Genomic DNA, 26,417 nt, shown 5'->3' with positions numbered 1-26,417 from the left:
CATGTACCGCTTTATCGCTTTCCTGTTCCTGTCGATGCTGCCCGCCGCGGCGCTGGCCGCCCCCGTTACGATCGACGTTCGCGGCGCAAATGGCCAGCCGCTGGCCGATGCGGTGGTGATGGTCGAGGTCGCGGGCGGCCCCCGTGCCGTACCGCATGGCAGCTATACGATGGAGCAGAAGGCGATCGCGTTTCAGCCGCATGTGCTGATCGTGCCGGTCGGGGCGGCGGTGTCGTTCCCCAATCGCGATCCGGTACGCCACCATGTCTATTCCTTTTCCAAGGCGAAGAAGTTCGACCTGAAGCTGTACGGCCGCGAGGATCAGCGCAGCATCGTGTTCGACCAGCCCGGCGTCGTCGCGCTGGGATGCAATATCCATGATTCGATGAACGCATTCGTGATCGTCACCGCGACGCCGTTCGCGGCGAAGACGAACGGCATGGGCCGCATCGCCCTGACCGACGTACCCGCCGGCGCGGCGACGATCCGCGTCTGGTCGCCCGGCATCCGCGCGCCGGGCAACGTGCTGGTCCAGTCCGCCACGATCGCCGCCACGGGCCTGTCGACCACGCTGACGATCCGCCGCTGATGCGGATCAGCGTGCCCCGGTTCCACCGGCTCCGGACGAAGCTTGCCGTTCTGTATACGGGGCTGTTCGCAGTCGCGCTGGCGCTGCTGGCGATCACCGCGCAGGTGATGATCCGCACGCACGCACGATCGTCGGTGCAGGCCGAACTGATCGCCAGCGGCAGCGTGTACGACCGGTTGTGGCAGTTGCGGGCCAAGACGCTGATCGATTCGGCCGATGTGCTGGCGCGCGATTTCGGCTTTCGTGCCGCGGTGGCGAGCGGCGACCGGCCGACGATCGAATCCGCGCTCGCCTCGCTCCGCACCCGAGCCGGCGTGCGCTATGCGATGGTGGTCGATCTGGACGGCGGCGTGATCGGCGCAGCGGCGGGACTTGGGCCAATCGTCGCGACACTGCCGATGGCGTTGCAGGATAACCGGCGCGACGCGGTGATCGCCTCGCGCGATCACCTGTTCCGCATCGTCGTGTCGCCGATCCTGGCGCCGACCGAGATCGGCTGGGTCGTGTTCGCCGTGCCGCTGGACACCGCCGAGATGAGCGGGCTGGAGAAACTGTCGGCGATCCCGCTGAAGGCGACGATGCTGCGGCGCGATGCCGGCGATCACTGGATCGCGATCGACGGCACGATCGCCGCCGATCCGGCGATCGACACGCTGGTGCAGGCATCGCGCGAGACGCGGCAACTGGCCACGCTGTCGCTGGCGGATGGTGCGGCCTTCGCGCTCGCCAAGCCGTTACGCGGACCGGGCGGACGCGATCAGGCGGCGTTGCTGATCCGGTATCCAATGCAGGCGGCGCTGACGCCGTTCCTGCCGCTTCGCATCGGGCTGGCGCTGGCCGGGCTGATCGGCATCGTGCTGGTGGTGATCGCCAGTCGCCGGTTGGCGGGTGACATCGCCGGGCCGATCATGGCGCTGGATATCGCCGCGCGCACGCTGGAGGCGGGCGAGCGGACCGAGGTGGCGGTGACGGGTCATGACGAGATCGGCCGGCTGGCCGAAAGCTTCAACCGGATGTCCGCCGGAATCGTCGAGCGCGAACATCGCATCTCGCACATCGCGTTCCACGATTCGCTGACCGGCCTGCCCAACCGCAGCTATTTCCGGCAGTCGCTGGACCAGTCGATCGTCCGGGCCATGCGCGCCGGGGAAGCGGTGGCGATCCTGTGCCTGGACCTCGACGGGTTCAAGGCGATCAACGACACGCTGGGCCATCCGGTCGGCGATGCGTTGCTGCGCAAGATGGGCGAGATGCTGGATGCGCTGGCCCCCGACGGCATGGTCGCGCGGTTGAGCGGCGACGAGTTCGCGATCATCCTGAGCGGCACGTTCGACCCCGATCGCCCGCGCGCGCTGGCGCAATCGATCCTGAACGCCACGCAGCAACCGGTCGCGGTCGACGGGCACCAGATCGCCAGTTCGATCAGCATCGGTATCGCGATCGGGCCGGGCGACGGCGCCGATCCCGACCAGTTGCTCAAGAGCGCCGATCTGGCGCTGTACCGGGCCAAGCATGACGGGCGCGGCGCGTTCCGGTTCTTCGAGGCGTCGCTGGACGAAGCAGCGCGCAAACGCCGCCAGATGGAGGTGGACCTGCGCGATGCGTTGCAGAACGGCGAGTTCCGCCTGAACTTCCAGCCGATCTTCGACCTGAAGGCCGACCGGATCGGCGGGTTCGAGGCGCTGTTGCGCTGGGCGCACCCGGTGCGGGGCGAGGTCGGCCCGGCGGAGTTCATTCCGGTGGCCGAGGAGATCGGCCTGATCACCGCGATCGGCGAATGGGTGATGCACGAGGCGTGTCGTCATGCCACGTCGTGGCCCGACCATGTGCGTATCGCGGTCAACGTCTCTCCCCTGCAATTCCGGCATCCCGGCTTTCAGGCGGTGATCCTGCAGGCGCTGTCGCGCAGCGGCCTGGCCCCCAACCGGCTGGAGGTGGAGATCACCGAATCGGTGTTCCTGGCGGGCGAGACGCCGGTGCTGGCGCTGTTGCACCGGTTGCGCGAAATGGGCGTGCGGGTGGCGCTGGACGATTTCGGGACGGGTTATTCCTCGCTCAGCTATCTGCGCAGTTTCCCGTTCGACAAGATCAAGATCGACCGCTCGTTCGTGATCGGGCTGGCGGCGAACGACAGCAGCGCGGCGATCGTGCGCGCCATCGTCGATCTGGCGCGCGCACTGGACATGGAGACCACGGCCGAGGGGGTGGAGGACCGCGACCAGTTGGCGCAACTGCGCGATCAGGGATGCGGCAACATCCAGGGATATTTCTTCAGCCGTCCGGTCGAGGGGACCGGCGTCGACGCGCTGTTGAAGACGGTGTTCGCGCAGGCGGCGTAGGATCGCCGGCAGCGACCCTGGCCAGGGCCGACCGGCACGGCGCTTCGTTCGTGAATCGGTAAATGGCGGAGAGGGTGGGATTCGAACCCACGGTACCCGTGAGGGCACGCCGCATTTCGAGTGCGGTACATTCGACCACTCTGCCACCTCTCCGCAGAAGGACTTTTTCCGTCGCAAAACGACGGGGCCGGTCGGTCGAGGGCGGGCCTCTAACGCAAGGTTGCGGCGGGCACAAGCGGGCTTGCGCTTGTTGGGCGGCATCGCAGCGCCTAGATGATGGACATGCCCCGCCACGATGCGATCTCCACCGGCCAAGAGCCCCCCGTCACACCGATGATCGCGCATGCGCGGTTCAGCATCGGTGAGGTCGTGCGCCATCGCATGTTCGATTTCCGCGGCGTGATCTTCGACGTCGATCCCGTCTTCGCCAATACCGACGAGTGGTACGACGCGATTCCGGAGGCGATTCGGCCGCACAAGGACCAGCCCTTCTACCATCTGCTCGCCGAGAATATGGAATCGAGCTACGTCGCCTATGTCAGCCAGCAGAATCTGGTGCCCGACGACAGTGACGAACCGGTCGATCATCCGGCGATTTCCGGGCTTTTCACCAGCTATGCCGACGGGCGATACCGGTTGCGGCAGGAACACCGCCACTAACCACGTCGGGCGACGGTTACGGTTGACAAGCGGGCGTGTGTTGCCTAGCTGGCCGCTCTTACCCGCCTGGCACCTGCCATGCGCGGGCTACGCATTTTGAAAGTGATGAGGGCCATGTTCGCAGTCGTGCGCACGGGCGGCAAGCAGTATCGCGTCGCCGCCGGAGACAAGATTGTCGTCGAAAAGATCGACGGCGAGGCCGGTTCGTCCGTGACGCTGGGCGATGTCCTGCTCGCAGGCGACGGTTCGGAATTGAAGTCGGTAACGGGCCTGACGGTCGCTGCCGAGATCGTGGCGCAGGCGAAGGCTGACAAGGTCATCGTGTTCAAGAAGCGCCGCCGTCACAATTATCGTCGCAAGAATGGCCATCGCCAGAACCACACGATCCTCAAGATCGTTTCGGTCGGCTGAGCGAACAGAGCCCCAGGAGTTATTCGACATGGCACATAAGAAAGCAGGCGGTTCATCGCGCAACGGTCGTGATTCGGCCGGCCGTCGCCTTGGCGTGAAGAAGTTCGGCAGCCAGGAGTGCGTTGCCGGCAACATCCTCGTGCGTCAGCGCGGCACCAAATTCTATCCGGGCGCGAACGTCGGCATCGGCAAGGATCACACCTTGTTTGCGCTGGTCGACGGCCGTGTCGCGTTTGCCAAGGGCAAACTCGGCCGCAGCTATTGCTCGGTAGAGATTATGGCAGAGGCCGCCGAATAACATCGGACAACCGACCGGGTTGTCCACCAGGACGACCCGGTAGTTCCGGTAACGGAACCAGCCAGAACAAGGGAGACGGGTCGCCCCGGCTCCCTTTTTTCTTGCCTCCCTCCATGGCCGTTGTCGCCGTCCCGTCATCGTGGCGTGGCATGGCGCCGGTGACGCGAAGGAGACGAGGAATGTTCGCGCGGACGGAGAGATTGACGTTACGGCCGGCCTGGCCGGAGGACGCCCCTGCCCTGGCGGCTGCGATCGGCGACGAGCGGGTCGTGCGGATGCTGGCGCGGGTCCCCTACCCCTACACGACGCAGGATGCCGATTTCTGGGTCGCGCAGCCCCGCGGGGCGCACGAGCCGCGATTCGTGATCGAGGCGCATGATCGCGGCCTGCCCGCGCTGATCGGCGGGATCGGGATCAGCGAGTATGAGGGTCGGCCGAACCTCGGCTATTGGCTGACGCCCGACGCCTGGGGTCGCGGCTATGCGACCGAGGCGGGGCGCGTGGTGATCGAGATGGCGCGCCATGCGCTGCCGCTCGACCGACTCGACGCGTGGCACTTCGCCGACAACCCGGCGTCGGGCCGGGTGTTGCGCAAGCTGGGCTTCCGCCCCACGGGCACGACGATCGTCCGGCAGTCAGCGGGGCGGCGCGAGCAGGCGGCGTGCGTGGAATACACGCTCGATCTGGCGGAGGATGACCGAGTGCCGATGCCGATCGCGGCGTAGAATGGCTTGTATCTACCGTTAGGGCCTGATGACTTCGGCTTAACCCGTCATTGCGAGCATAGCGAAGCAACCCAGAGCGTCATGGACTAGGCTCTGGGTTGCTTCGCTATGCTCGCAATGACGGATGAGTCTTTGTCATTTTATCACCTGCCAGCGCTGACCCTTATTCGGGACTTCGACTTCGCTCGGAACGAACGCCGCCTATGCAGCGACCAGCTTGCGCGCGCCGGGTAGCAGCGCGTCTTCATACTCGCTTTCGGCGAGCGCGATCAGCGCGCGGTCGTCGTGCATCCATGGATGGAAGCCCGGCAGGAAATAGCTGAACCACACGCCCGACACCTTGCGCGCCATGCCCGGGCGGCCGAACGCGTACCAGGCCAGCTTCGCCCATACCTTCGGCCCGGTCATGCCGTCCTGCCGCAGCAGTTCGAGCATCCCCTTGCGACGGCCCTGGAAGAACTTCCACGTCGTGATGAGCATCACCAGCGACTTCACCTTCCAGCGGCGGAAGCGGGTCCAGTCGCGGGTGGCGTGGAGCCAGGTGTCGTAAGCGACGCCCTTGTGCTCGATCTCCTCGGCGGCGTGCCATTGCCACAGGCCCTTGGCCTGCGCCTCGCCGCCCGCGAGATGGCGGGGGTTGGCGATCAACTCGTGCGCCAGCATCGCGGTGAAGTGCTCCAGCGCCATCGTCGCGGCGAGGTTGCCGATCGGGTGGCGGCCCTTCGTCAGTGCCAGCGCCTCGTCGACATGGCGCTCAAGCAATGACACGTCATAGCCCTGATCGACGACGTGGCGGTTGAAGGCGACATGCTCCCGGCTGTGGATCACCTCCTGCTTCACAAAGGCCTGGATCTCGGCATGGAGCTTGGGCGACGTGCCCTCGCGGAACGCCTTCACGCTCTCGCAGAAATAGGCCTCGCCCTTCGGAAAGGTCACCGACAGGGCGTTGTAGAAGGCGGTGGCGATGGGGTCGTCGTTCAGCCAGTAGCGGCCGAGCGTCGTGCCGCGGCCGAAACGGACGTCGCGGGGGGTGATGGTGAGATCGACGGGGGTGGTTGCCTTCGCCATCAAATTCTCCAAGGTCGTGCATATCGTCGGGCAAACGCGCCCTACTGACAGTCGTGTAAGTAAGGGCATCCCCTCCCCGTGTCAAATCGTCGCCGCCTTGCCCCCGAAGAATCGCGCGCGGCCGCGATGGATGCGGCGCGGGCGCTGTTGATCGAATCGGGGCCGCAGGCGGTGACGCTGAAGGCGGTGGCGGCGCGAATCGGGCGGACGCATGCCAATCTGCTCCACCATTTCGGATCGGCTGCCGGCCTGCAAAAGGCGCTGGCGGAGCGGATGGCGGCGGACATCACCGCGACGATCGGCGAGGCGGTGCTGGCCGCGCGCGCCGGCACCCGCGATCCGCGCGCGATCGTGGACCTGACGTTCGACGCGTTCGACCGCGAAGGTGCGGGCGCGCTGGCGAGCTGGATGATCCTGACGGGCAACGAGGATGCGCTGGACCCGATCCTGCAGGCGATCCACCGGCTGGTCGATCAGTTGGCCGCAGGTACCGGCATCGGTGCACGGCCGATCGCGGAGGAGACGCTGCATCTGGTGCTGATGGCGCTGGGCGACGCGTTGCTGGGCGCGCCGATGGCGCGCGCGCTGGGCCTGTCGCGGACGCGAGCGCGTGATCTGGCGCTGGCGGCGCTGCTGGGATCGGATGCGGGTCGCGCGTGAAGCGGGGCGCCGCGGCAAAGCCGCGTCGTCGGTCCTCGCTGTGGCGAGGCCGGCCGGGCACGCGTTGTTCCTCGATTTTGCAGAACAAAATCGATAGACGCGCACCATGCATTTCCTAGACCAGGCCAAGATCTTCACCCGTTCCGGCGCCGGCGGCCCCGGCGCCGTCAGTTTTCGCCGTGAAAAGTTCATTGAATATGGCGGCCCCGACGGCGGCAACGGTGGCAAGGGCGGCGACGTGATCTTCGAGGCGGTCGCCGGCCTCAACACGCTGATCGACTTCCGTTACACCCAGCATTTCCGCGCGCCGCGCGGCGCCGGTGGTTCGGGCAGCAACCGCACCGGCGGCGGCGGCGACGATCTGGTCATTAAGGTGCCGATCGGCACGCAGGTGCTGAGCGAGGACAAGGAGGAGGTCCTGCTCGACTTCACCCATGCCGGCCAGCGCGAGGTGTTCCTGCGCGGCGGCGACGGCGGGCGCGGCAACGCCAGCTACAAGACGTCGACCAACCGCACCCCGCGCCAGCACGGCACCGGCTGGCCGTATCAGGAGGCGTGGGTCTGGCTGCGGCTGAAGTTGCTCGCCGATGCCGGCCTTGTCGGCCTGCCCAATGCCGGCAAGTCGACCTTCATCAATGCCGTCACCAACGCGCAGGCGAAGGTCGGCGAATACGCCTTCACCACCACCCGCCCGCAATTGGGCGTGGTGCGGCACAAGCAGCGCGAGTTCGTGGTCGCCGATATCCCCGGCCTGATCGAGGGTGCGGCGGACGGCGCCGGCATCGGCGACCGGTTTCTGGGGCATATCGAGCGGTGCCGCGTGCTGCTGCATCTGGTCGATGCCAGCGACGACGATGTCGGCGAAAGCTATCGCATCGTGCGCGAGGAGCTGGCGGCGTATGGCGGCGGGCTGATCGAGAAGCCGTATGTCGTGGCGCTCAACAAGATCGACATGCTGGACGACGAGCTGATCGAGATATTGTCGGCGGAACTGGCCGAGGCATCGGGGGTCGACGTGATCCCGATCTCCGGCGTCAGCGGCGTCGGTGTCGACTGGGTTCTGGACCGGATGATCGAGGCGATCGGACCGGAATCGGGCAAGGCCGTGGACGATGACGGTGAAGAGGATGCGGTGGAATGGTCGCCGGTGTGACCTGCCGCGCGTGACGGAGGATCGGGCGTGTTGCTGATGATGCTGGTCGCACTGGCGACGCCGGCGGGTTGTACCGATGTGAAGCGACAGTGCCGGGCGTGTGCGGTCGATCGCGGGGTGCGGCGGTGTTCGATGCCGGGCATTGCTTGCCAGCCGGTGGCGCGGGTTTGCCGGCCGGGTGTTTCCGGGCGTGCTGGCGGGGGTAAGGTGCGGGATGAGGTTCGGGGTCGATAGTCTTAGGCACGGCGATTGAATTTCACGCGAAGGCGCGAAGAATGTATTGGTTCACGCGGAGGCGCGGAGGACGCGGAGGGGTTGCGGTTTTGGCTGATGTTCGGGCCGGTCGTGGGCCGGCCTCAGCGTGTGATGAGGGTCGGTTTGACCCCGTCATTGCGAGCGGAGCGAAGCAACCCAGGGCGTCACGCGGAACACTGGGTTGCTTCGCTGCGCTCGCAATGACGGACGGGTCTGTTTGCCCGTCGATGGCCGGGTGTTGCCGGCGGAGGCCGGGGTCCAGTTGGAAAAGCCCTCGCGGATAAATCACGCAGCTTCACCCAACTGGGCCCCGGCCTTCGCCGGGGAACAGCCTTTTCCGGCGAAGGCCTGTCACGCCACGAAGCTGGAAGATTGTGGCGCTGCCTGCGACCGGTGCCACAGTTCCCCGACGATCACGATTCCATGATCTCCAGCTTCTTCTTCTCCGCGTCTCCGCGTCTCCGCGCGAACATTCCTTTTTTCGCCGGACCGAGACGACCTCGCTTACTTTGGCTTGACGAACTTCAGCGTCATGCGGTCGCTTTCGCCGATGGCGGCGTAGCGGGCGCGGTCCTTGTCGCCTTCGGCGTAGCCCGGAGGGAGCGTCCAGACGCCCTTGGGATAGTCGTGGGTGTCGCGGGGGTTGGCGTTGACCTTGCTCTCGGCGGCCAGCTTGAACCCGGCCTTGGTCGCATAGGCGACGACCGACGATCGCTTCATGTAGCCGCTCTTGGCTTCCTCGATCGGGCCGGGTTCCTCGGGCAGGCGGTGTTCGACCACACCCAACGTGCCGCCGGGTTTCAGCATCGCGAACATCTGGTCGAAGGCGGCCTGCGTCTGGTCGGTCGCGCCGAAGCGCCAGTTATGGACGTTGCGGAAGGTGAGGACGACGTCGGCGGTGCCGGCGGGCACGGCCGGAGCCGCAGCGGTCGTGCTGGTGGGGAAGGTCGCGTAGCGGACCGCGCGATAGGCGGCCGGGGTCGCGGCCTGTTTGGCCTTCACGCCGGCCAGCCCCTTGTCGCTGGGGCCGGCGGCGTAGAGCGTACCGCGCGCCGCCAGATAGGGGGCGAGGATTTCGGTGTACCAGCCGCCGCTCGGCCAGATCTCGACCACCGTGTCGGTGGGCTTCACGCCGAAGAAGGCGAGCGTCTGGGCGGGGTGGCGATACGGGTCGCGGGCGATGTTGGCAGGGGTCCGCGTCGGTGCCTTGATCGCAGCGGTGAGTGCGGGGGTGACGCCCTGCTGGCCGATGGCGGCGGTGCCGATCCCGAGCGTGATACAGGCAAGCATGAGGTGACCAGAGCGCATCGATGGATCTTTCGTCGAGAGGACTATGCGCGATCGATACCGCTTTCCGCGCCGGTAAAGAAGAGCCGTATGCGGTGGCGAATTCACGATCTTAACAATATTTTCATCTTTCGACATCCGGCAGCGATGCTGCTGCGTACCTGTCGCGGTCTGGCATCGCCGGACGTCAAACGGGAGGTACGATATGGTGAAGACTGGAATGGCCGCGTTGCTGGCGCTGACCGCCGCGACATCGGCACAGGCGGCGACGATCTTCGGCGTCGACGAGCTGAACAATCTGGTGACGATCGATAGCGGCAATCCCGCGATCACGACGTCGTCGCGCGCGATCACCGGCGTGACCAACAGCATTCAGGCGCTGGATTTCCGGCCGTTGAACAATGTGTTGTACGGGCTGGGGACGGACCGGGTCGTCTATACCATCAACACGGCGACCGGCGTCGCGAGCGCGGTCAGCGGCGTGCTGAACCTGACCGGCACCGAATTCGGGTTCGATTTTAATCCGACCATCGATCGCCTGCGCATCGTCAGCAACAGCAACGACAATTACGTGTTCAATCCCAATGACGGGTCGCTGACGACGGCGACGCCGGTCTTCTATACCGCCGGCGACGCGAATGTCGGGGCCAATCCCGATGTGACCGCGCTGGCCTATACCAGCTCGACCTTCGGCGCGGCGGCGGCATCGACGCAGCTTTATGCGATCGACACCGCGCTCGACGTGCTGACGCGGCAGGCGAACAGCGCGGGGACGCTGAACACGGTCGGGTCGCTCGGCACCAATGTCGGCGCGCGCACCAGCTTCGATATCGCCGGAACGGACGCCTTCGCGCTGAACGGGCGGACGCTGTACAATGTGAACCTGACCACGGGCGCGCTGTCGCAGGTGGGGCTGGTCGACCGGTCGCTGTTCGGCATCGCGATCGCCGCCGTGCCGGAGCCGGGCACCTGGGCGCTGATGCTGACCGGATTCGGCCTGACGGCGTTCGCGTTGCGCCGCCGCCGCGCGATCACGACGCGGGTCCGGTTCGCCTGACATTTGTAGCCAGACCCCGCCGGTCGCCCCGGGCGATCGGCGGGGTCGGCGTTGATCCCGGCGCGATCGGGCCTTAGCGGGGAAGCGGATGACCGCCCCCACCATCCTGATCGTCGAGGACGACCCGGCGCTGCGCACGCTGATCGCGCGGACCCTGCAGCAAAACGGCTTCGCCACGCGGCTGGCCGGGGCCGCGCCGGAGATGTGGCAGGGGATCGAGACGGGCGGCGTCGATCTGGTGCTGCTCGACATCATGTTGCCGGGCACCAGCGGCATCGACCTGTGCCGGCAGTTGCGCCAGCGGAGCGCGGTACCGATCATCTTCGTCAGCGCCAAGGGCAGCGAGACGGACCGCGTCGTCGGGCTGGAACTGGGCGCGGACGATTATCTGGCCAAACCGTTCGGCACGCACGAACTGGTCGCGCGCATCCGGGCGGTGCTGCGCCGGGGACAGATGACGGGCGCGGCCGATCCGGCCGGGGGGATGCTGCGCTTCGCCGGGTGGACCGCGAACCTGCCGCGGCGTGAATTGCTGTCGCCGAGCGGCGCGGTGGTCGACCTGACGGGGGCGGAGTTCGACCTGCTCGTCGCGTTTCTGGACCATGCGCAACGGGTGGTGGCGCGCGAGCGGCTGATCGAGCTGTCGCGGGCGCGGATCGGCGATGCCTCCGACCGCAGCGTCGACGTGCTGGTCAGCCGGCTGCGGCGGAAACTGTCGAGCGACGGGGCCCCTGCCCCGATCGTGACGGTGCGCGGCATCGGGTACATGCTGAACGTCGCGGTCGAGCGCTAAGCCGATGAGCGTCGAGTCCCCCCGCACGCTGGGGCAGCGCCTGCGCCAGTTGCCGCGCAGTCTGGTGGGGCAGATCGTCGGCATCCTGTTGCTGACGATGGCGATCGATTTCGGGGTCAGCACGTTGCTGTACGAACGCGCCAGCACCTTTGCGGTGCAGGACGACGAGGCGCGGCGGCTGGCGGAGCATCTGGTGGTGGCGAACCGGCTGTTGTCGGAACGCCCGGTCGAGGAACGCACTGCGATCGCCGACGAGCTGACGACCGATCGTTATGTCGTGCGCTGGTCGCCGCAGGCACCGCTGTTGCCGCCGGTCGCCCCGGCGCTGGACGGCATGCGCGACCAGATCGTGGCGTGGGAGCCGACGCTGGAGCGCGCGGGCCTGAGACTGCGGTTCCTGTCGTCGGGGCCGCGATCGGTGATTTCGGGGCATATCCGGCTGGAAGACGACAGCTGGATGCGGTTCGAGACGCGCGATGCGGTGCGGACGATCGACCTGACGCTGAGCCGGGTGATGCTGGCGCTGGCCCCGGCGCTGGCGATGACGGCGATCGGCGGGTTGCTGATCCGGCGGACGCTGCGCCCGCTGCGCCAGCTGGCCGATGCGGCGGAACGGCTGGGGCGCACGCATCCCGAGCCGGTGCCGGAACGCGGGACGGGCGAGGTGCGGCGGCTGACCCGCTCGTTCAACGCGATGCAGCGGCGGATCATGCGGCTGATCGAGGAACGTACCCGCGCGCTGGCGGCGGTGGGCCACGACCTGCGCACCCCCCTCGCCCGATTACAACTGGAGGTGGACGGGATCGACGATCCGGCGATGCGGACGATGATCCGGGGCGAGCTGGACGAGATGGAGGTGATGGTCGCCTCGCTGCTCGCGTTCCTCGGGGGCGAGGCGGATTCGGAGGGCGCGGTGCTGGTCGATCTGGCGGTGCTGTGCGCCAATCTGGTCGACGACGCGCAGGATCGCGGGCGGACGGCGACCTATCACGGGCCGGACCATCTCGATCATCGGTTGCGGCCAGTGGGGTTCAAGCGAGCGCTGGTCAATCTGGTCGACAATGCCCTGCATTATGGCGGGCGGATCGATGTTCACGTCGCGGCGACGGACGGGGGCGTGGAGATCCGCGTCGAGGATGACGGGCCGGGTATCCCCGACGAATCGCTGTTGCTGGTGTTCGAGCCGTTCGTCCGGCTGGATGCGGCGCGGCGCCGCGATACGGTGGGGTTCGGGCTTGGCCTGTCGATCGTCGCGCGGGCGGTGGCGGCGGAAGGGGGCAGCGTCGTGCTGGAAAACCGGGCGGCGGGCGGGCTGGCGGCGATCATCCGGTTGCCGCGCGGGCAGCAACACTTCGTCACATAGCTGCCGAGATGCAGCAAGAAAGCCATCCTATAGTGCTGATGACCGCTCTTGCCCCCGCATCGAAGGAATGGCCGTGAAGCCTGCATTCAATCTCGAACTGAACTGGCTGGAACTGCAAAGCGCCTTGCTGGTGGTATCCGTGCTGTGCGTGTTCGCCGCCTTCACCGCGTGGCGCGCGCGATAGGAAGAAGCCCGCAACAGGCGGACGCACGCTGCCGGATTGGCGGCGGCGGTTACCGGCGGTAAGGACGGCGGCGTGACGCTGTTCTCCCCCGCCTCTACCCCGCGCCTGATCGTCAAGGTCGGCTCCGCCCTGCTCGTCGATCCGGACGGCGCGGTGCGGCGCGAATGGCTGGCCGGGCTGGTCGCGGATATCGCCGCGCGGACGCGGGGTGGGCAACAGGTGGCGATCGTGTCGTCGGGCGCGATCGCGCTGGGCGCGCGCAGGCTGGGTCTGGCCAAGGGTGGCCGCGCCAATCTGGAGGACGCGCAGGCCGCCGCCGCGACGGGCCAGATCGCGCTCAGCCAGACATGGGCGGAACTGCTGGGTGCCGAGGGGCTGACGGCGGCGCAGATGCTGGTGACGCTGGGCGATCTGGAGGATCGGCGGCGGTATCTGAATGCGGCGGCGACGCTGGGGCGATTGCTGGGCCTGGGCGTGGTGCCGATCATCAACGAGAACGACAGCGTCGCGACCGAGGAAATCCGGTTCGGCGACAATGACCGCCTCGCCGCACGGGTAGCGCAGGCGGCGGGCGCGCAGGGCGTGGTGCTGCTGTCCGACGTCGACGGGCTGTACGACGCCAACCCCTCCCACAATCCCGACGCGCGGCATATCCCGGTGGTCGAGCGGATCGATGCCGTCGCGGGGATGGCCGACACGCGATCGGCGTCGGGCATGGGATCGGGCGGGATGGTGTCGAAACTGTCCGCCGCGCGGATCGCGGTGTCGGCGGGCATCCCGCTGGCGATCGCATCCGGCCGGGTCGATCGGCCGCTGGCGGGCGGGCAGCGGCATACGCTGTTCGTCGCGGAACGGACCGCGCCGGCGCGCAAGGCGTGGCTGGCGGGGGGCCTGACCGCGGCGGGGGCAATCCATATCGATGCCGGGGCGGCGGCGGCGCTGAACGGCGGCGGCAGCTTGCTGGCGGCGGGTGCGGTCCGGGTCGAGGGCGGTTTCCTGCGCGGCGATCTGGTGACGGTGATGGGACCGGGCGGTGCCGTCGCGCGCGGGCTGTCGGAATATGATGCGGGTGATGCGCAGCGATTGCTGGGCCGGCGCAGCGACGAGCATGAGGCGATATTGGGCTATGCGCCGCGGACGGCGCTGGTGCATCGTAACCATCTGGCCTTGCTGTGATGGGTGAGGTTTCGACCGTTTGGGATGACCGTGCCGTTCCCCGGCGGAGGCCGGGGTCCAGTTGGGGAACGTCGGTGCATCATCACCACCAACTTTCCAACTGGGCCCCGGCCTCCGCCGGGGAACAAGAGTGGAGGGGGCGGCTCGTCCCATGATCGTCGCGATTACCGGGGGGACGGGGTTCGTCGGCGGGGTGTTGATCCGGCATGCGGTGGAAGCCGGGCACCGGGTGCGGGCGCTTGCGCGACGGCCTCAACCCGAGCGCGACGGCGTCGTCTGGATCGCGGGGGCGCTGGACGATCCGGCGGCGCTCGACCGGCTGGTCGACGGTGCGGAGGTGGTGGTGCATGTCGCGGGCGTGGTGAATGCGCCCGATCGCGCCGGGTTCGTCGCCGGCAATGTCGAGGGGACGCGCGCGATCCTCGCCGCCGCCGGCCGCGCTGGTGGCCCCCGCTTCGTCCATGTGTCGTCACTGGCCGCGCGCGAGCCGGGCCTGTCGAATTACGGCTGGTCGAAGGCGGAGGCGGAGCGGCTGGTGGCGGCCAGCGCCCTGCCATGGACGATGGTGCGGCCGCCGGGCATCTATGGCCCCGGCGACATGGATCAGCTCGATCTGTTCAGGATCGCGCGATACGGCCTCGCCTTCCTGCCGCCGCCCGGCCGCCTGTCGCTGATCGCGGTGGACGATCTGGCGCGGCTGTTGCTGGCGCTGGCCGCCGCCGAACCGGCGCGCACGATCTACGAGGCGGATGACGGGTCGGCGGGCTGGACCTATGATGGTTTCGCCCGCGCGATCGGCACGGCGGTCGGCCGGCGGGTGATGCCGATGCACCTGCCGCAGGGGCTGTTGTCGCTGGTCGCGCGCGGCGATCGCTGGTGGCGGGGCGACAAGGCGCGGCTGACCGCCGACCGGGTCGCCTATTTCTGCCATCCCGACTGGACGATCGATCCGGACAGGCGACCGCCGCCGTCGATCTGGACGCCGTCCATCCCCACCATGGCCGGGCTGGCCGATACCGCCAGGTGGTATCGCCGCGCCGGCCTGCTATAGCGCCGCACCCGTGCCGCAATTGCGGATCAAGGAACAGACATGACCGATCGCCAGAGCATCTTCGACACCGTCACCGCCCAGATCGAGCCTTTCAACAAGAAGGGCGTCGCGCTGACCGATGCGACCACGTTCCAGGGCGATCTGGAATGGGACAGCCTGACCGTGATGGATTTCGTCGCGGCGATCGAGGATGAATTCGACATCATCATTACGATGAACATGCAGGCCGAGATCGAGACGGTCGGCCAACTGGTCGATGCGGTCGCGAAGCTGAAGGGTAACTGATGACCGACGCAGGCTTTCAGTCCGAGACGCTATCGATGGACCCGCCGGCGATCGCGCCGGAACGCGACCTGATGAGCAAGTTCGACGGCCTGATCGCCGAACGTCAGGCGTTGATCGACACCGGCGTGATCGATCCGTTCGCGATCGTGATGGATCAGGTGAAATCGCCGACCGAGGCGGTGATCGCCGGTCGCGACACGATCCTGCTCGGCACGTATAATTACATGGGCATGACGTTCGACCCGGACGTGATCGCCGCCGGCCATGCCGCGCTCGACCAGTTCGGATCGGGCACCAACGGCAGCCGGATGCTCAACGGCACGTTCCGCGACCATATGGATGCCGAGGCCGCGCTCCGCGACTTTTACGGCATGACCGGCGCGATCGTGTTTTCGACCGGATACATGGCCAATCTGGGCATGATATCGACGCTGGCGGCCAAGGGCGAATACGTCATCCTAGACGCCGACAGCCACGCATCGATCTATGATGGCTGCGCGCAGGGCAATGCCGAGATCGTCCGGTTCCGCCACAATTCGGTCGAGGACCTCGACAAGCGGCTGGGCCGGTTGCCGAAGGAGCCGGCCAAGCTGGTCGTGCTGGAAGGCGTCTATTCGATGCTGGGCGATGTCGCGCCGCTGAAGGAGATGGTCGCCGTCGCCAAGAAGCATGGCGCGATGGTGCTGTCGGACGAGGCGCATTCGATGGGCTTCTATGGCCCCAACGGCCGCGGCGTGTACGAGGATCAGGGGCTGGAAGGCGACGTCGATTTCGTCGTCGGCACCTTTTCGAAATCGGTCGGTACGGTCGGCGGCTTCTGCGTGTCGAACCATCCGAAGTTCGAGGCGATCCGCCTCGCCTGCCGCCCGTATATCTTCACCGCCAGCCTGCCGCCGTCGGTGGTGGCGACCGCCGCCGCATCGATCCGCAAGCTGATGACCGCGCACGACAAGCGGGCGCAATTGTGGGCGAACGCGCGGCAGTTGCACGGCGGGCTGACCGCGATGGGATTCCGGCTGGGCACCAAGTTGCCGGACAGCGCGATCGTCGCGGTGATCCTGGACGATCAGGAACAGGCCGTCGCGATGTGGCAGACGCTGCTGGAAGATGGGCTGTACGTTAACATGGCGCGGCCGCCCGCGACCCCGGCAGGGACGTATCTGCTGCGCTGTTCGCTGTGTGCGGAACATACGACGGCGCAGATCGACGCGGTGCTGGCGAAGTTCGCCGCCGCCGGTCGCGCGGTGGGCGCAATCGGCTGACCGAGGACGTCTTTTCCGCGTACCACAGTTGAGGTAGATCAATGACCGTGGACCGCGAGGGTGACACGGACGCGCAAGGGGGCGCCGCCTGGTGGCAGACCGTCACGTTGATCGTGATGGCGCTGCTGGCGGCTGCCGTGCTGGTGGCGTTGATCGTGACGCTGGGCGGTTCCAATCGCGAGCGGGACCGCGCGCTGGAGTTGCAGCGCCATAGTTACGACGTGATGATTCTGGCGCGCACGCTGTCGAGCAGCATTGCGCGGTCGGAAGCGTCGCTGGGCCGGTACGTGATCTCCAGCGACAAGCAGCAGGGCCAGCTGTATTTCGAGGAGTGGACGCTGGCGGGGTCGCAGATCGACCGGCTGGCGCGGCTGACCAGTGACAACAAGGATCAGGACCCGGCGATCGACCGGCTGCGCGCGGCGTACGAAACGCGCGGCGAGGAGCTGTCGATCACCGCGCTGTCGACCAGTTACGGCAAGAACAATCTGGCGTTCGCGCGATATTACCGGGCGCGCAAGGCCGAGTCGCTGGGCGCGATCGAGCGGGAACTGGCGGGGATCATCCGCCACGAACGCACGTTGCTCGACCAGCGGATCGCGGCGGCGACGGCGTCGGTCGACCGGTCGAGCCGGATTGCGGGCGTGCTGGCGGTGTTCGGCGTGCTGCTGGTGCTGGGCGCGGTGATGCTGGGGTGGATGAGCCTGCGCGCGGTCGAGGAACGCATCGTCGCGCGCGCCGATGCCGATGCCGCCCGCGAACAGGCCGAGGCGCTGGCGACGGCGGTGGCGACGGCGACGACCGAATTGCGCTTGCAGGAAGCCAAGCTGCGCCAGGTGCAGAAGATGGAGGCGGTCGGCCAGTTGACCGGCGGCATCGCCCATGATTTCAACAACATGCTGGCGGTGGTCGTCGGCGGACTGGAACTGGCGCGGCGTCATGCCGATAGCGATCCGGCATCGATGCTGCGCCATCTGGACAGCGCGACCGAGGGGGCGAACCGGGCGGCGGCGCTGACCCGCCGGTTGCTGGCGTTCAGTCGCGAGGAATCGCTGAAGCCCGAGGCGATCGTAGCGGGAGCGCTGATCGCGGACATGTCCGACCTGCTCGACCGGACGCTGGGCGGTGGCATCACGCTGGCGCGGCGCGACGAGGCGAAGGGGTGGTGCGTGCGCGCCGATCAGGTGCAACTCGAGAATGTCGTCCTGAACCTGGCCGTGAACGCGCGCGATGCGCTGGCCGGGCGCGGCACGATCCGGATCGTCACCAAAGCAGTGACGCTGGCGGCGGACGCGGTCGGCCACTGTGCGGCGGGCGATTATGTGATGCTGTCGGTCGCCGACAATGGCTGCGGCATGACGCCGGAGGTGGCGGAGCGGGCGTTCGAGCCCTTCTTCACCACCAAGGAAGTCGGCAAGGGAACGGGTCTGGGCCTGAGCCAGATCTTCGCGTTCGTGCGCCAGCATGCCGGCGAGATCGCGATCGAGACCGCGCCGGGCGCCGGCACGACGGTGTCGCTGTATCTGCCACGCGATGTCGCGGCCGTGGCGGCGGAGACGACCAGGGAAGTGCCGATGGGCGCGACGCCCGACCGGGCGGGGCTGGACGTGCTGGTGGTGGAGGACGATCCCCGCGTGCTGGCCGCGACGGTCGATGCGCTGGAGGAACTGGGCCACCGCCCCGTTGCCTGTGCCGACCCGTTGCTGGCGCCCGAGCTGCTGGCGCAATTGCCGCATATCGATCTGGTCGTATCCGACGTGCTGATGCCGAACCAGACCGGGCCGGAGATGATCGCCGGGCTGCGTGCGCGCTTCCCCGATGTCGCGGTGCTGTTCGTTACCGGCTATGCCGGCGATGCCGGCGCGGGCGAACTCAGCGGATATCAGGTGCTGCGCAAGCCGTTCACGCTGATGCGTCTGGAACGGGCGCTGGCGGCGGCGATGGATGGCCATGCGGCGCCGCCGGACCGGGTGGCGGCGGAGTAACGGCCGGCCCCTGACTCGCCCCCGCCCCCGCCCGCCCTCGCCGATGCGCTTTGGCGTCGCCGATGTCATTTTTCCCCTGACGCCCGCCGCGCCGCCGCCTATAGCCGGCAGGCCTTGTCGTCCGAGCCCCGCCCTTGTTGAAATCCATCGACCGCTATCTGGCGAAGCTGATCGCCGTGCCGCTGTTCGCGACGCTCATCATCGCGGCGATGCTGCTGGTGCTCGACCGCATCCGGCGGCTGTTCGATTTCGTCGCGACGCAGGGCGGGCCGATCGGCGTGGTGTGGCGGATGCTCGCCAACCTGTTGCCGGAATATCTGGGGCTGGGCATCCCGATCGGGCTGATGCTGGGCATCCTGCTCGCCTTTCGCCGGCTGGCGACCTCATCCGAACTGGATGTGATGCGCGGCGTGGGGATGAGCTACACGCGGATGCTGCGCGTGCCGTACATGTACGCGATCGGGCTGGCGCTCGTGAACCTCGCGATCGTCGGCTATGTCCAGCCGATCGCGCGTTATTATTACGAGGGGCTGCGGTTCGAGCTGCGCACGGGGGCGCTGGGTGCATCGATCAAGGTGGGCGAGTTCACCCATCTCGGCCCCAGGATGACGCTGCGCATCGAGGAGAGCAAGGACAAGGGCCGCGACCTGAGCGGCATCTTCGTCCATGTCCAGACGCCCAAGAACGACTGGATCGGCGTGACCGCGGAGCGCGGGCGCTTCATGGCGACCGATGATCCCAACGTCATCATCTTTCGCCTGACCAACGGCATCCTCGTCCACAACCGGCCGGAATTTCCGACCCCGCGCGTGTTGCAGTTCAGCAGCCACGATCTGCCCATCGACCTGCCCCGGTTCGAGAATTTCCGTCAGCGCGGCGGCCGTAATCTGGAATTCACGCTGCCCGAACTGGCGCGGCTGGGCCGTAATGACGGCGCGACCGAGCAACAGCGCGATTCCAGCCGGGCGGAGTTCCATTTCCGTCTGGCCGAGGTATCGACGATGTTCCTGTTGCCGCTGCTGGCGCTGGCGCTGGGCATTCCGCCGAAACGATCGTCGTCGGCGCTGGGCGTGTTCCTGTCGATCGTGATGATCGTCACCTATCACAAGGTGAACGAGTATGCGCAGGCGGTGGGCGAGCTGGGTCGGGTCGATCCCGCCATCGCATTGTGGGTGCCGTTCGCGATCTTCGCGGGGTTGGTGTTCTGGATGTACTACACGGTCGCCTATGTCCCCGGCGGCCAGCCGATCGGCGCGCTGGAACGGGTATTTTCGAAGGCGGGTCAGGCGATCATGCGCCGCCTGCCCGGCCGACGCCGGCGCAAGGCGGAGGTCGTGTCGTGAAGGCCGCAAGCTTTTTCCCGTCGCGCACCGTCGCGATCTATATGGCGCGGCTGTTCCTGGTCCGCACCTTTGCGATCCTGCTGGGTCTGGTGCTGGTGCTTCAGACGCTCGATCTGCTCAGCACCACCGGCGATATCCTGGCGGTGCCGGGGAACGGGCAGTCGCAGATCTGGACCTATGTGTCGCTGCGGTCACCACAGATCATCTCGTTCCTGCTGCCGTTCTGCGTGTTGCTGGGGACGATCCTGACGCTCATCACGATGAACCAGAACAGCGAGGTCGTGGCATTGAAGGCGGCGGGGCTGTCCGCGCATCAGGTGCTGGCGCCATTGCTGGTCGCCAGTCTGGGTGTGGCAATCGTCTCGTTTGTGTTCAACGACCGTATCGTCTCGCGTTCCACCGCGACGCTGACGCAGTGGCAGAATGTCGATTACGGCAAGATGCCGATCGACCGGGGCGACCGGGCGAATGTGTGGGTGCGCGACGGCGACGACCTGATCGAGGTCAGCCAGACACGGGGACGCGGGGCGGCGACGCAACTGGGCGGCATCACGCTGTACGATCGCACCGGCGGCAACCTGCGGTCGATCGTGCGGGCGACACGCGGCGTCTATGCTTCCGGCGGTTGGCGGGTCGGGCCGGGTACGCGGTTCGACGTGGCGAGCGGCAAGCTGACCCCGTTCGACACGCTGGTGATCGGTCGGGGCATCCGCGCCGACCAGTTCACGCTGGCGTCGGTCGATGCCGACAGCCTGTCGTTCGGCGCCTTGCGCGCGGCGATCGCCGATCTGGCGGAATCCGGGCGGCCGACCAAGGCGCTGGAGGGATCGTTGTGGCACAAGCTGTCGGGGCCGCTGTCGGCGATCCTGATGCCGCTGCTGGGCGCGGTCGCGGCATTCGGTATCGCCCGGTCGGGCAAACTGTTCGTGCGCGCGGTGATCGGCATGGCGCTGGGCTTCGCGTATTTCGTCGCGGATAACTTCGCGCTGGCGATGGGTAATCTGGGGGCCTATCCGCCGTTTCTGGCGGCGTGGGCGCCGTTCCTGCTGTTCCTGTTTATCGGTGAAGCGGTGTTGTTCCGGACCGAGGAATAGCGGCCGGTCCTTCAGGATCGATCGACAAACGCGGCCATCAAGTCGGGAAACCGGTCCGGCGGCGGAAAGGCCGCAAAGCTGTGCTGGGCGCCGGTGGTCGCCCATGACAGTTTTTCGCTGATGAAGGTTTCGATGAACGGCCGATAGCTGGCGGCATCGTCCAGCAAAGTCGCGCGAACGTTGACGATATCGTCCATCCCCGCCGGCCGGGTGAACAGCCAACTCATGCAATGCGGACAGAAGAAGTGTCGCGTGGTGCCGTGCAGGCCGCCGATCACGGGTTCACCCATCGTGACGGTGAAATGCGCGGCCGGGTAGAGCGAACTTAGCGAGAAGGCGCTGGCGGTCATTCGCTGGCAGCCGGTGCAGTGGCAGGCCATCGTCATCAACGCCGCCCCCTGTACCCGGAAGCGGACTTGTCCGCAGCGGCACGCGCCATCGATTTGCGGCGGCACGCTGGTGCCATCCTGTTCGTCGCTCATCACACCGCCCTTACCCAAGATATACATCCACAACGGAGCAGACATACCAGTCCGCCGCCTTGCCTGACAGCGCCCGGTCACAGAAACGGGCAAAAGAATGACGGCCGCGAATAGGGATCGGGAATGTGTTGAGGTGCTTCTGGGGACATCGATGGTCGCGGAAGCAGATCTACGAAGCGATCGATCACACGCCGATCAATCCTGTTGCCGGCGGCGAGATTGCCATCATCCGCTGCAGTCGATGCAACAGGGCTCGTATCGTATGATGATCCACAGGGCCGACCGACATGTTAAATGACATATTGGCCGGATGGAATGCCTTTTGCCATTTCGCGTCGTATTACGTCATTCTGCCGATCATCGGCCTGTGGATTCTCTATATCTTCTACAGCGCCATCTTTCAGCGCGGCGATCAATAACTGACGATCACCGCCGACGCGACGGGATCGTGCCGTACGAGCTAGCGGCGCGATACCATCGTGCTGCGGCCGATCTTCAGGACCAGACCGGGAAGCCCGGCGTAATTGGCCTTGTGATAGGGCGACGCCATGTCGAGCGCCGACGAGATGCGGCGATGCGCTTCTCCCAGCGAATGATAGGGAAGCCCCGGCAACAGGTGGTGCAGCGCATGGTAACGCAGGCCGACGGGCGCCCATAGTGCGGGCAGCAAAGCAGGCGGCGGGACGTTGACCGTGTCGAGATACTGGGCGGTGACCGTCATCGGCTCGCCCTCATTCTCCCACAGATGCGCGACCAATGTACGGACCTGATTGATGACCGCCACCGCCGATGCGACGCCGAGGATGAGGAGAAACGACCGCAAGGGCAGCACGCCCGTCACTGCCAGCGTCAGCAACGTGATCGCCCAGATGCTCGCGGCGGTTTCGATCCGTGCCCATTGGCGTGCTGCGTCGCCCTCCGGGCTGCGGCGGCGGAACTGCGGGTTGATCGCCAGCGCCGAATACCGCTCCACCACGACGCGGCGCAGCCTGGAGGACAGCAGGGAGATCGGCGACAGGATCGCATAACGGACGATCAGGGCCACCGGCGCCAAGGCGGAAATGACGATGAACAGCGGCAGCGTCCATGGCTTCATCAACGCCAGCGGCAGATATTCCGGGTCCTCGGCGGTGCCGTAGCGAGTCTTGGCATGATGCAGGTTGTGCACGCCCTCATACATGAAGGACGGCGTCAGCATCGGGATGCCGACCAGCGTGTCCCACCCCTGCCGGAAGCCGGGCAGCGCCGCGTGCTTCATATGCGACACTTCGTGGATGAAGCTGAGCGCGCGGTACAGGCCGAGCACTGCCACGACGATCGCCGCAACCGTCAGGCCGGTCGACGTCGATGCGATCGCCACCGCCAGCGCACCGTACCCGATCACGACCGACGCGATCAGGTCCATCCAGTAGATGCGCGGACGCGGCTGGACGAGATCGCGGGTCAGCTCCGCCGCGGCGCGCAGCATCGCCTTGTCATCGGCGATGCGAAGGTCCGGCTTCGCGCCACCGGGGGTCGCGCGATCCAGGGTTAGCGTGGTGTTCATGGCGTGATCCATTGCCACCAGATAATGGCGGCAGCGTGGCTTTTACAGACGCCGGTGGGCGCGCGAGATGACGGAAATGCCACTCGCCATGATCGGATACGCCGGTTACGACGTGCGCCGATCCGGGAACGGGCCAGTTGGAATGAATGTGGGGGCGGCACGATGGCGAACGATGTGACGATCAGGGAAGTACGGACGACGCGGGATCGCAAGACGTTCGTCGACCTGCCGTTCCGCCTGTATCGTGACGATCCCAATTGGGTCCCACCGCTGAAATCCGAGGCGCTGGGCCTCATCACCCCCGCCAAGAACGGCTGGTTCAGTCATGCCAAGGCACAACTTTTCCTGGCGGAGGAGAACGGCCAGGTCGTCGGGCGGATCTCCGCGCATATCGATACGCTGGCGCTGACCATGCCGGCCGCGCAGGGGTTCGGTCCCGGTGTCGGCCAATGGGGGCTGATGGAGGCGGAGCGCGAGGACATCTTCACGGTGTTGCTGGCGCGGGCGGAAGACTGGCTGCGCGACGAGGGGATGAGCCGGGCGCTCGGCCCGATCTCGATGTCGATCTGGGAAGAGCCGGGCCTGCTGGTCGAGGGGTACGATCATCCGCCGACGGTAATGATGGGCCATGCAAAACCGGAATATCGCGGCTGGATCGAGGCGGCGGGCTATGCGGCCGTAAAGACGCTGCTGACCTATGATCTGGACATCACCAAGCCGTTCCCGCCGATCGTCAACCGCATCATCCAGTCGGGCGAGAAGAACGCGCGCATCCGCATCCGCGAAGTCGACAAGTCGAAGTTCGACGAGGAAGCGGCGATCATTCTGGGCATCCTGAACGATGCGTGGTCGGACAACTGGGGCTTCGTGCCGCTGACCGAACCGGAGATCGCGGATGTCGGCATCAAGCTGAAGCCGATCGTGTTCGAGGACCTGATCCGCATCGCTGAACTGGACGGCAAGCCGGTCGCCTTCATGATTACCCTGCCCGACCTGAACGAGGCGATCGCGCCGTTGAAGGGATCGCTGTTACCCTTCGGCTGGGCGAAGTTGCTGCTCTGGCTGCGCAAGCCGAAGGTGCGGACGATGCGCGTGCCGTTGATGGGCGTGGTGAAGGAACTGCAATCGTCGCGGATGGCGAGCCAGCTCGCCTTCACCATGATCGAATATATTCGCCGGTCATCGGTGGAGCGTTATGGCGCGAGCCGGGCGGAGATCGGCTGGATCCTCGATGACAATCAGGGAATGCGATCGATCGCCGAGACGATCCAGAGCCACGTCAACAAGACCTACATCATCTACGAACGCCACCTGTAGGCGGGCTGCCCCGCGACGCCGGGCGTCGCGAGGCGATCGCCGTCAACGGCGGCGCATCCGGGTGGGATCGATACCGCGATCCTTCCACTGGCCGAGCGGGGCGCATTCCTTGCGCGGGATGCGCGAGCCGGTGACGCTGTCATCGACGATGCAGTAACGCTGGTTGAGGTTGATCGACACCGGTGCCGATGGTGCGCTGGTTGCGATGACGACCGGCTTTTCGCTGGCCTGTGCCACGCCCGCCGTCAGCATCGTCGTTGCGCCGGCCAGCGTCAGAAAAATTTTCGAACCGAACATTTCCATCACCCTTTTTCGATGCGGATCATTCCGCATGAACCACTTTGCATGGCCCGTGCCAAACTCAGGATGATGGTTTTACAATGACTTAGCAAAAGCTGTGTTGGTGAAGTACACCACCAGCCCGAAGATTATCCTATTGTCTGGCGAAATTTACCTGAAAGTATACCGGGGTTCAGAACAGCGCGGCGATCCCACCGTAAACGCGTACGGCCGGTGCATCGTGATTCAGCCCCGCGGCGGTGCCGATATCGAATTGCCAGCGCTTGCCCGGCTGCCACGCGGCGGAAAGACCGGCCAGATACATCGTCGCCCGGCCGCCCGGATCGCGATCGCGGATCGCCTGCACCTCGCCGATCAGTTCGACGGTTTCGGCCACATCCCATTCTGCGCCGACGACGGCACTGTAGGCGAGGTGACGGCCGTGACCGTCCTCGTCCACCGCGGCATCCACCTCCGGCGTGAATTCCAGCTGCACCGCATCGGACAGGTCGTAGGTCAGCGGCGCGGTCAGCCCCGCGCCCCAGTCGCCGGCGCCGATCGGCGTGCGGCCCACCGGCAGCGTGGCGAAGGGCAGCACGGCAAGGGACAGGCCGTGCCCGTCCGGATTGGCGATGCTGCGCTTCACGCCCACCGTCACGTCGCCGACCCGGCCCATGTGCGTCACGTCGCCCATGGCGCTCCGCTCGCGCTGATGGCCATAGGGGGTCCAGCCGAGTTCCAGCTCCGTCGCATCGTCCACGCCGAAGCGGGCGAGCGTCGATCCGATCTGGATCGTGTCGATACGGCCATCGCCGCTGTCGTCGCGGGTCCAGTCGGCCACACCGGTCTCGATCAGGACATGGCCGGGATCGACGGTGCAGGCGGGCGTGCCCAGCCCCGGCCGGTGCGCGCACAGATCGCGGTTCTGCGCCATCGCCGCGCCCGGCAGCATGGCCAGCACCAGCCATGCGGCCGCGGCGGTCTTCATCGCAGGGACACCCAGGTCGGCGCGTGATCGCTCGCCTTTTCACGGCCGCGATATGCCTTGTCGACGCCCGCCCCGGTCAGCCGGTCGGCCGCCTGCGGGCTGAGCAACAGATGGTCGATGCGAAAACCTGCGTCGCGCTGCCATGCGCCGGCCTGATAATCCCAGAAGGTCCAGACCCGGCCCTTCGGCTCGCGGGTGCGCAGCGCGTCGGTCCACCCCTGCGCCAGCAGGCGGCGATAGGCGGCACGGCTTTCGGGTTGCATCAGGGCGTCATCATGCATCGCGCGCACCGAAAAGGTGTCGTCGTCATTGGGGATGACGTTATAGTCGCCGGCCAGCACCGCTGGTTTCTCTTCGGCCAGAATGGCACGCGCGCGGTCGGCCAGCCGATCCATCCAGCGCAGCTTGTAATCGAATTTCGGCCCCGGACGCGGATTGCCGTTGGGCAGATAGAGTGAGGCGACCACCAGATCGCCGATCTCGCATTCCAGATAGCGGCTGTGCTCGTCCTCCGGCTCGCCGGCCAGACCGCGCTGGCGCTCGACGGGAGTCGATCCCTTTGCCAGCACGGCAACGCCGTTCCACGCCTTTTGCCCATGCCACACTGCGCCGTATCCGGCCGCCTCGATCTCGGCGAGGGGAAAGGTCTCGTCGCTGGATTTCAGTTCCTGGAGACAGACGATATCCGGCTGATCCTCGGTCAGATATTCGATGACGCGGGGCAGCCGCGCCTTGATGCCGTTGACGTTGTACGTGACGATCTTCAT

26 protein-coding genes and 1 tRNA gene are annotated in these 26,417 nt (G+C 66.6%); 19 read left to right on the top strand and 8 right to left on the bottom strand.

Annotation, left to right across the window (positions count from 1 at the left end; genetic code table 11):
* Position 1 precedes the first annotated feature (1 nt).
* Entirely contained in the window at positions 2 to 589 is a 588-nt protein-coding gene (locus JAO74_RS07045; RefSeq protein WP_199036465.1) for a methylamine utilization protein, read from the top strand.
* A complete protein-coding gene (locus JAO74_RS07040) occupies positions 589 to 2,928 on the top strand; it encodes a putative bifunctional diguanylate cyclase/phosphodiesterase (protein WP_199036463.1) in 2,340 nt (779 codons plus the stop codon). The genes JAO74_RS07045 and JAO74_RS07040 overlap by 1 nt, the downstream gene beginning before the upstream one ends.
* 63 nt (positions 2,929 to 2,991) lie before the next feature.
* Here the strand turns inward: JAO74_RS07040 and JAO74_RS07035 are convergent.
* A tRNA-Ser gene (locus JAO74_RS07035) sits at positions 2,992 to 3,081 on the bottom strand.
* Between the two features lie 123 nt (positions 3,082 to 3,204).
* Between JAO74_RS07035 and hspQ the strand changes: the two genes are divergently transcribed.
* From hspQ to JAO74_RS07015, 4 genes are all read left to right on the top strand, one after another.
* Complete coding sequence (gene hspQ / locus JAO74_RS07030; protein ID WP_199036461.1) at positions 3,205 to 3,588, top strand: heat shock protein HspQ; 384 nt, start codon at positions 3,205 to 3,207, stop codon at positions 3,586 to 3,588.
* A gap of 114 nt (positions 3,589 to 3,702) precedes the next feature.
* Positions 3,703 to 3,999: a 50S ribosomal protein L21 gene (gene rplU / locus JAO74_RS07025; RefSeq protein ID WP_056531100.1), complete on the top strand. Its 297-nt coding sequence runs from the start codon at positions 3,703 to 3,705 to the stop codon at positions 3,997 to 3,999.
* 28 nt (positions 4,000 to 4,027) lie between these two features.
* On the top strand, positions 4,028 to 4,297 hold the full coding sequence (gene rpmA / locus JAO74_RS07020; RefSeq protein WP_056531103.1) for a 50S ribosomal protein L27: 270 nt from the start codon (positions 4,028 to 4,030) through the stop codon (positions 4,295 to 4,297).
* A 179-nt stretch (positions 4,298 to 4,476) separates the two neighbouring features.
* Positions 4,477 to 5,022, top strand: a complete 546-nt coding sequence (locus JAO74_RS07015) for a GNAT family N-acetyltransferase (RefSeq protein ID WP_233150758.1) — start codon at positions 4,477 to 4,479, stop codon at positions 5,020 to 5,022.
* A 201-nt stretch (positions 5,023 to 5,223) separates the two neighbouring features.
* Here JAO74_RS07015 and JAO74_RS07010 read toward each other — a convergent pair whose 3' ends face one another.
* Positions 5,224 to 6,090, bottom strand: a complete 867-nt coding sequence (locus JAO74_RS07010; protein ID WP_199036458.1) for a metal-dependent hydrolase — start codon at positions 6,088 to 6,090, stop codon at positions 5,224 to 5,226.
* Positions 6,091 to 6,216: 126 nt separating this feature from the next.
* Here JAO74_RS07010 and JAO74_RS07005 point away from each other — a divergent pair, with 126 nt between their 5' ends.
* Complete coding sequence (locus tag JAO74_RS07005; protein ID WP_199036748.1) at positions 6,217 to 6,750, top strand: TetR/AcrR family transcriptional regulator; 534 nt, start codon at positions 6,217 to 6,219, stop codon at positions 6,748 to 6,750.
* A gap of 106 nt (positions 6,751 to 6,856) precedes the next feature.
* Entirely contained in the window at positions 6,857 to 7,903 is a 1,047-nt protein-coding gene (gene obgE, locus JAO74_RS07000) for a GTPase ObgE (RefSeq protein ID WP_199036456.1), read from the top strand.
* A 759-nt stretch (positions 7,904 to 8,662) separates the two neighbouring features.
* On the opposite strand, the gene JAO74_RS06995 is transcribed toward obgE, so the two are convergent.
* Positions 8,663 to 9,448: a class I SAM-dependent methyltransferase gene (locus JAO74_RS06995; RefSeq protein ID WP_233150757.1), complete on the bottom strand. Its 786-nt coding sequence runs from the start codon at positions 9,446 to 9,448 to the stop codon at positions 8,663 to 8,665.
* 202 nt (positions 9,449 to 9,650) lie between these two features.
* Between JAO74_RS06995 and JAO74_RS06990 the strand changes: the two genes are divergently transcribed.
* From JAO74_RS06990 to lptG, 10 genes are all read left to right on the top strand, one after another.
* Positions 9,651 to 10,502: a DUF4394 domain-containing protein gene (locus tag JAO74_RS06990; protein WP_199036452.1), complete on the top strand. Its 852-nt coding sequence runs from the start codon at positions 9,651 to 9,653 to the stop codon at positions 10,500 to 10,502.
* 88 nt (positions 10,503 to 10,590) lie between these two features.
* Positions 10,591 to 11,295, top strand: a complete 705-nt coding sequence (locus tag JAO74_RS06985) for a response regulator (RefSeq protein ID WP_199036450.1) — start codon at positions 10,591 to 10,593, stop codon at positions 11,293 to 11,295.
* Between the two features lie 4 nt (positions 11,296 to 11,299).
* Entirely contained in the window at positions 11,300 to 12,658 is a 1,359-nt protein-coding gene (locus JAO74_RS06980; RefSeq protein ID WP_199036448.1) for an ATP-binding protein, read from the top strand.
* A gap of 256 nt (positions 12,659 to 12,914) precedes the next feature.
* Positions 12,915 to 14,018, top strand: coding sequence for a glutamate 5-kinase (gene proB / locus JAO74_RS06975; protein WP_199036446.1), 1,104 nt, complete (start codon positions 12,915 to 12,917; stop codon positions 14,016 to 14,018).
* 151 nt (positions 14,019 to 14,169) lie between these two features.
* Positions 14,170 to 15,069: an SDR family oxidoreductase gene (locus JAO74_RS06970; protein WP_199036444.1), complete on the top strand. Its 900-nt coding sequence runs from the start codon at positions 14,170 to 14,172 to the stop codon at positions 15,067 to 15,069.
* Positions 15,070 to 15,108: 39 nt separating this feature from the next.
* Positions 15,109 to 15,354 carry an acyl carrier protein gene (locus JAO74_RS06965; protein ID WP_199036442.1) on the top strand — a complete coding sequence of 82 codons (246 nt, stop codon included), beginning with the start codon at positions 15,109 to 15,111 and terminating at the stop codon, positions 15,352 to 15,354.
* On the top strand, positions 15,354 to 16,616 hold the full coding sequence (gene spt, locus JAO74_RS06960) for a serine palmitoyltransferase (protein WP_199036440.1): 1,263 nt from the start codon (positions 15,354 to 15,356) through the stop codon (positions 16,614 to 16,616). Before JAO74_RS06965 ends, spt begins: the two co-directional genes overlap by 1 nt.
* A 41-nt stretch (positions 16,617 to 16,657) precedes the next feature.
* Entirely contained in the window at positions 16,658 to 18,601 is a 1,944-nt protein-coding gene (locus JAO74_RS06955) for an ATP-binding protein (RefSeq protein ID WP_199036438.1), read from the top strand.
* Between the two features lie 137 nt (positions 18,602 to 18,738).
* Positions 18,739 to 19,944: an LPS export ABC transporter permease LptF gene (gene lptF / locus JAO74_RS06950; protein ID WP_199036436.1), complete on the top strand. Its 1,206-nt coding sequence runs from the start codon at positions 18,739 to 18,741 to the stop codon at positions 19,942 to 19,944.
* 41 nt (positions 19,945 to 19,985) lie between these two features.
* Complete coding sequence (gene lptG / locus JAO74_RS06945; RefSeq protein ID WP_199036746.1) at positions 19,986 to 21,038, top strand: LPS export ABC transporter permease LptG; 1,053 nt, start codon at positions 19,986 to 19,988, stop codon at positions 21,036 to 21,038.
* 11 nt (positions 21,039 to 21,049) lie between these two features.
* Here lptG and JAO74_RS06940 read toward each other — a convergent pair whose 3' ends face one another.
* Together JAO74_RS06940 and JAO74_RS06935 are read right to left on the bottom strand one after the other, a co-directional pair.
* A complete protein-coding gene (locus tag JAO74_RS06940) occupies positions 21,050 to 21,520 on the bottom strand; it encodes a GFA family protein (protein WP_199036433.1) in 471 nt (156 codons plus the stop codon).
* A gap of 460 nt (positions 21,521 to 21,980) precedes the next feature.
* Positions 21,981 to 23,066, bottom strand: coding sequence for a fatty acid desaturase family protein (locus JAO74_RS06935; protein ID WP_199036431.1), 1,086 nt, complete (start codon positions 23,064 to 23,066; stop codon positions 21,981 to 21,983).
* Positions 23,067 to 23,228: 162 nt separating this feature from the next.
* On the opposite strand from JAO74_RS06935, the gene JAO74_RS06930 reads away from it, so the two are divergent.
* Complete coding sequence (locus tag JAO74_RS06930) at positions 23,229 to 24,383, top strand: N-acetyltransferase (protein ID WP_199036429.1); 1,155 nt, start codon at positions 23,229 to 23,231, stop codon at positions 24,381 to 24,383.
* A gap of 42 nt (positions 24,384 to 24,425) precedes the next feature.
* On the opposite strand, the gene JAO74_RS06925 is transcribed toward JAO74_RS06930, so the two are convergent.
* From JAO74_RS06925 to xth, 3 genes are all read right to left on the bottom strand, one after another.
* Positions 24,426 to 24,686: a hypothetical protein gene (locus JAO74_RS06925; protein WP_233150755.1), complete on the bottom strand. Its 261-nt coding sequence runs from the start codon at positions 24,684 to 24,686 to the stop codon at positions 24,426 to 24,428.
* 169 nt (positions 24,687 to 24,855) lie between these two features.
* Positions 24,856 to 25,650: a transporter gene (locus tag JAO74_RS06920; RefSeq protein WP_199036425.1), complete on the bottom strand. Its 795-nt coding sequence runs from the start codon at positions 25,648 to 25,650 to the stop codon at positions 24,856 to 24,858.
* A complete protein-coding gene (xth, locus tag JAO74_RS06915) occupies positions 25,647 to 26,417 on the bottom strand; it encodes an exodeoxyribonuclease III (RefSeq protein ID WP_199036423.1) in 771 nt (256 codons plus the stop codon). The genes JAO74_RS06920 and xth overlap by 4 nt, the downstream gene beginning before the upstream one ends.

The sequence above is a fragment of the Sphingomonas mollis genome (genome assembly GCF_016427505.1).
Lineage (GTDB): Bacteria > Pseudomonadota > Alphaproteobacteria > Sphingomonadales > Sphingomonadaceae > Sphingomonas > Sphingomonas mollis.
This window is presented reverse-complemented; position numbering and strand designations above follow the sequence as displayed.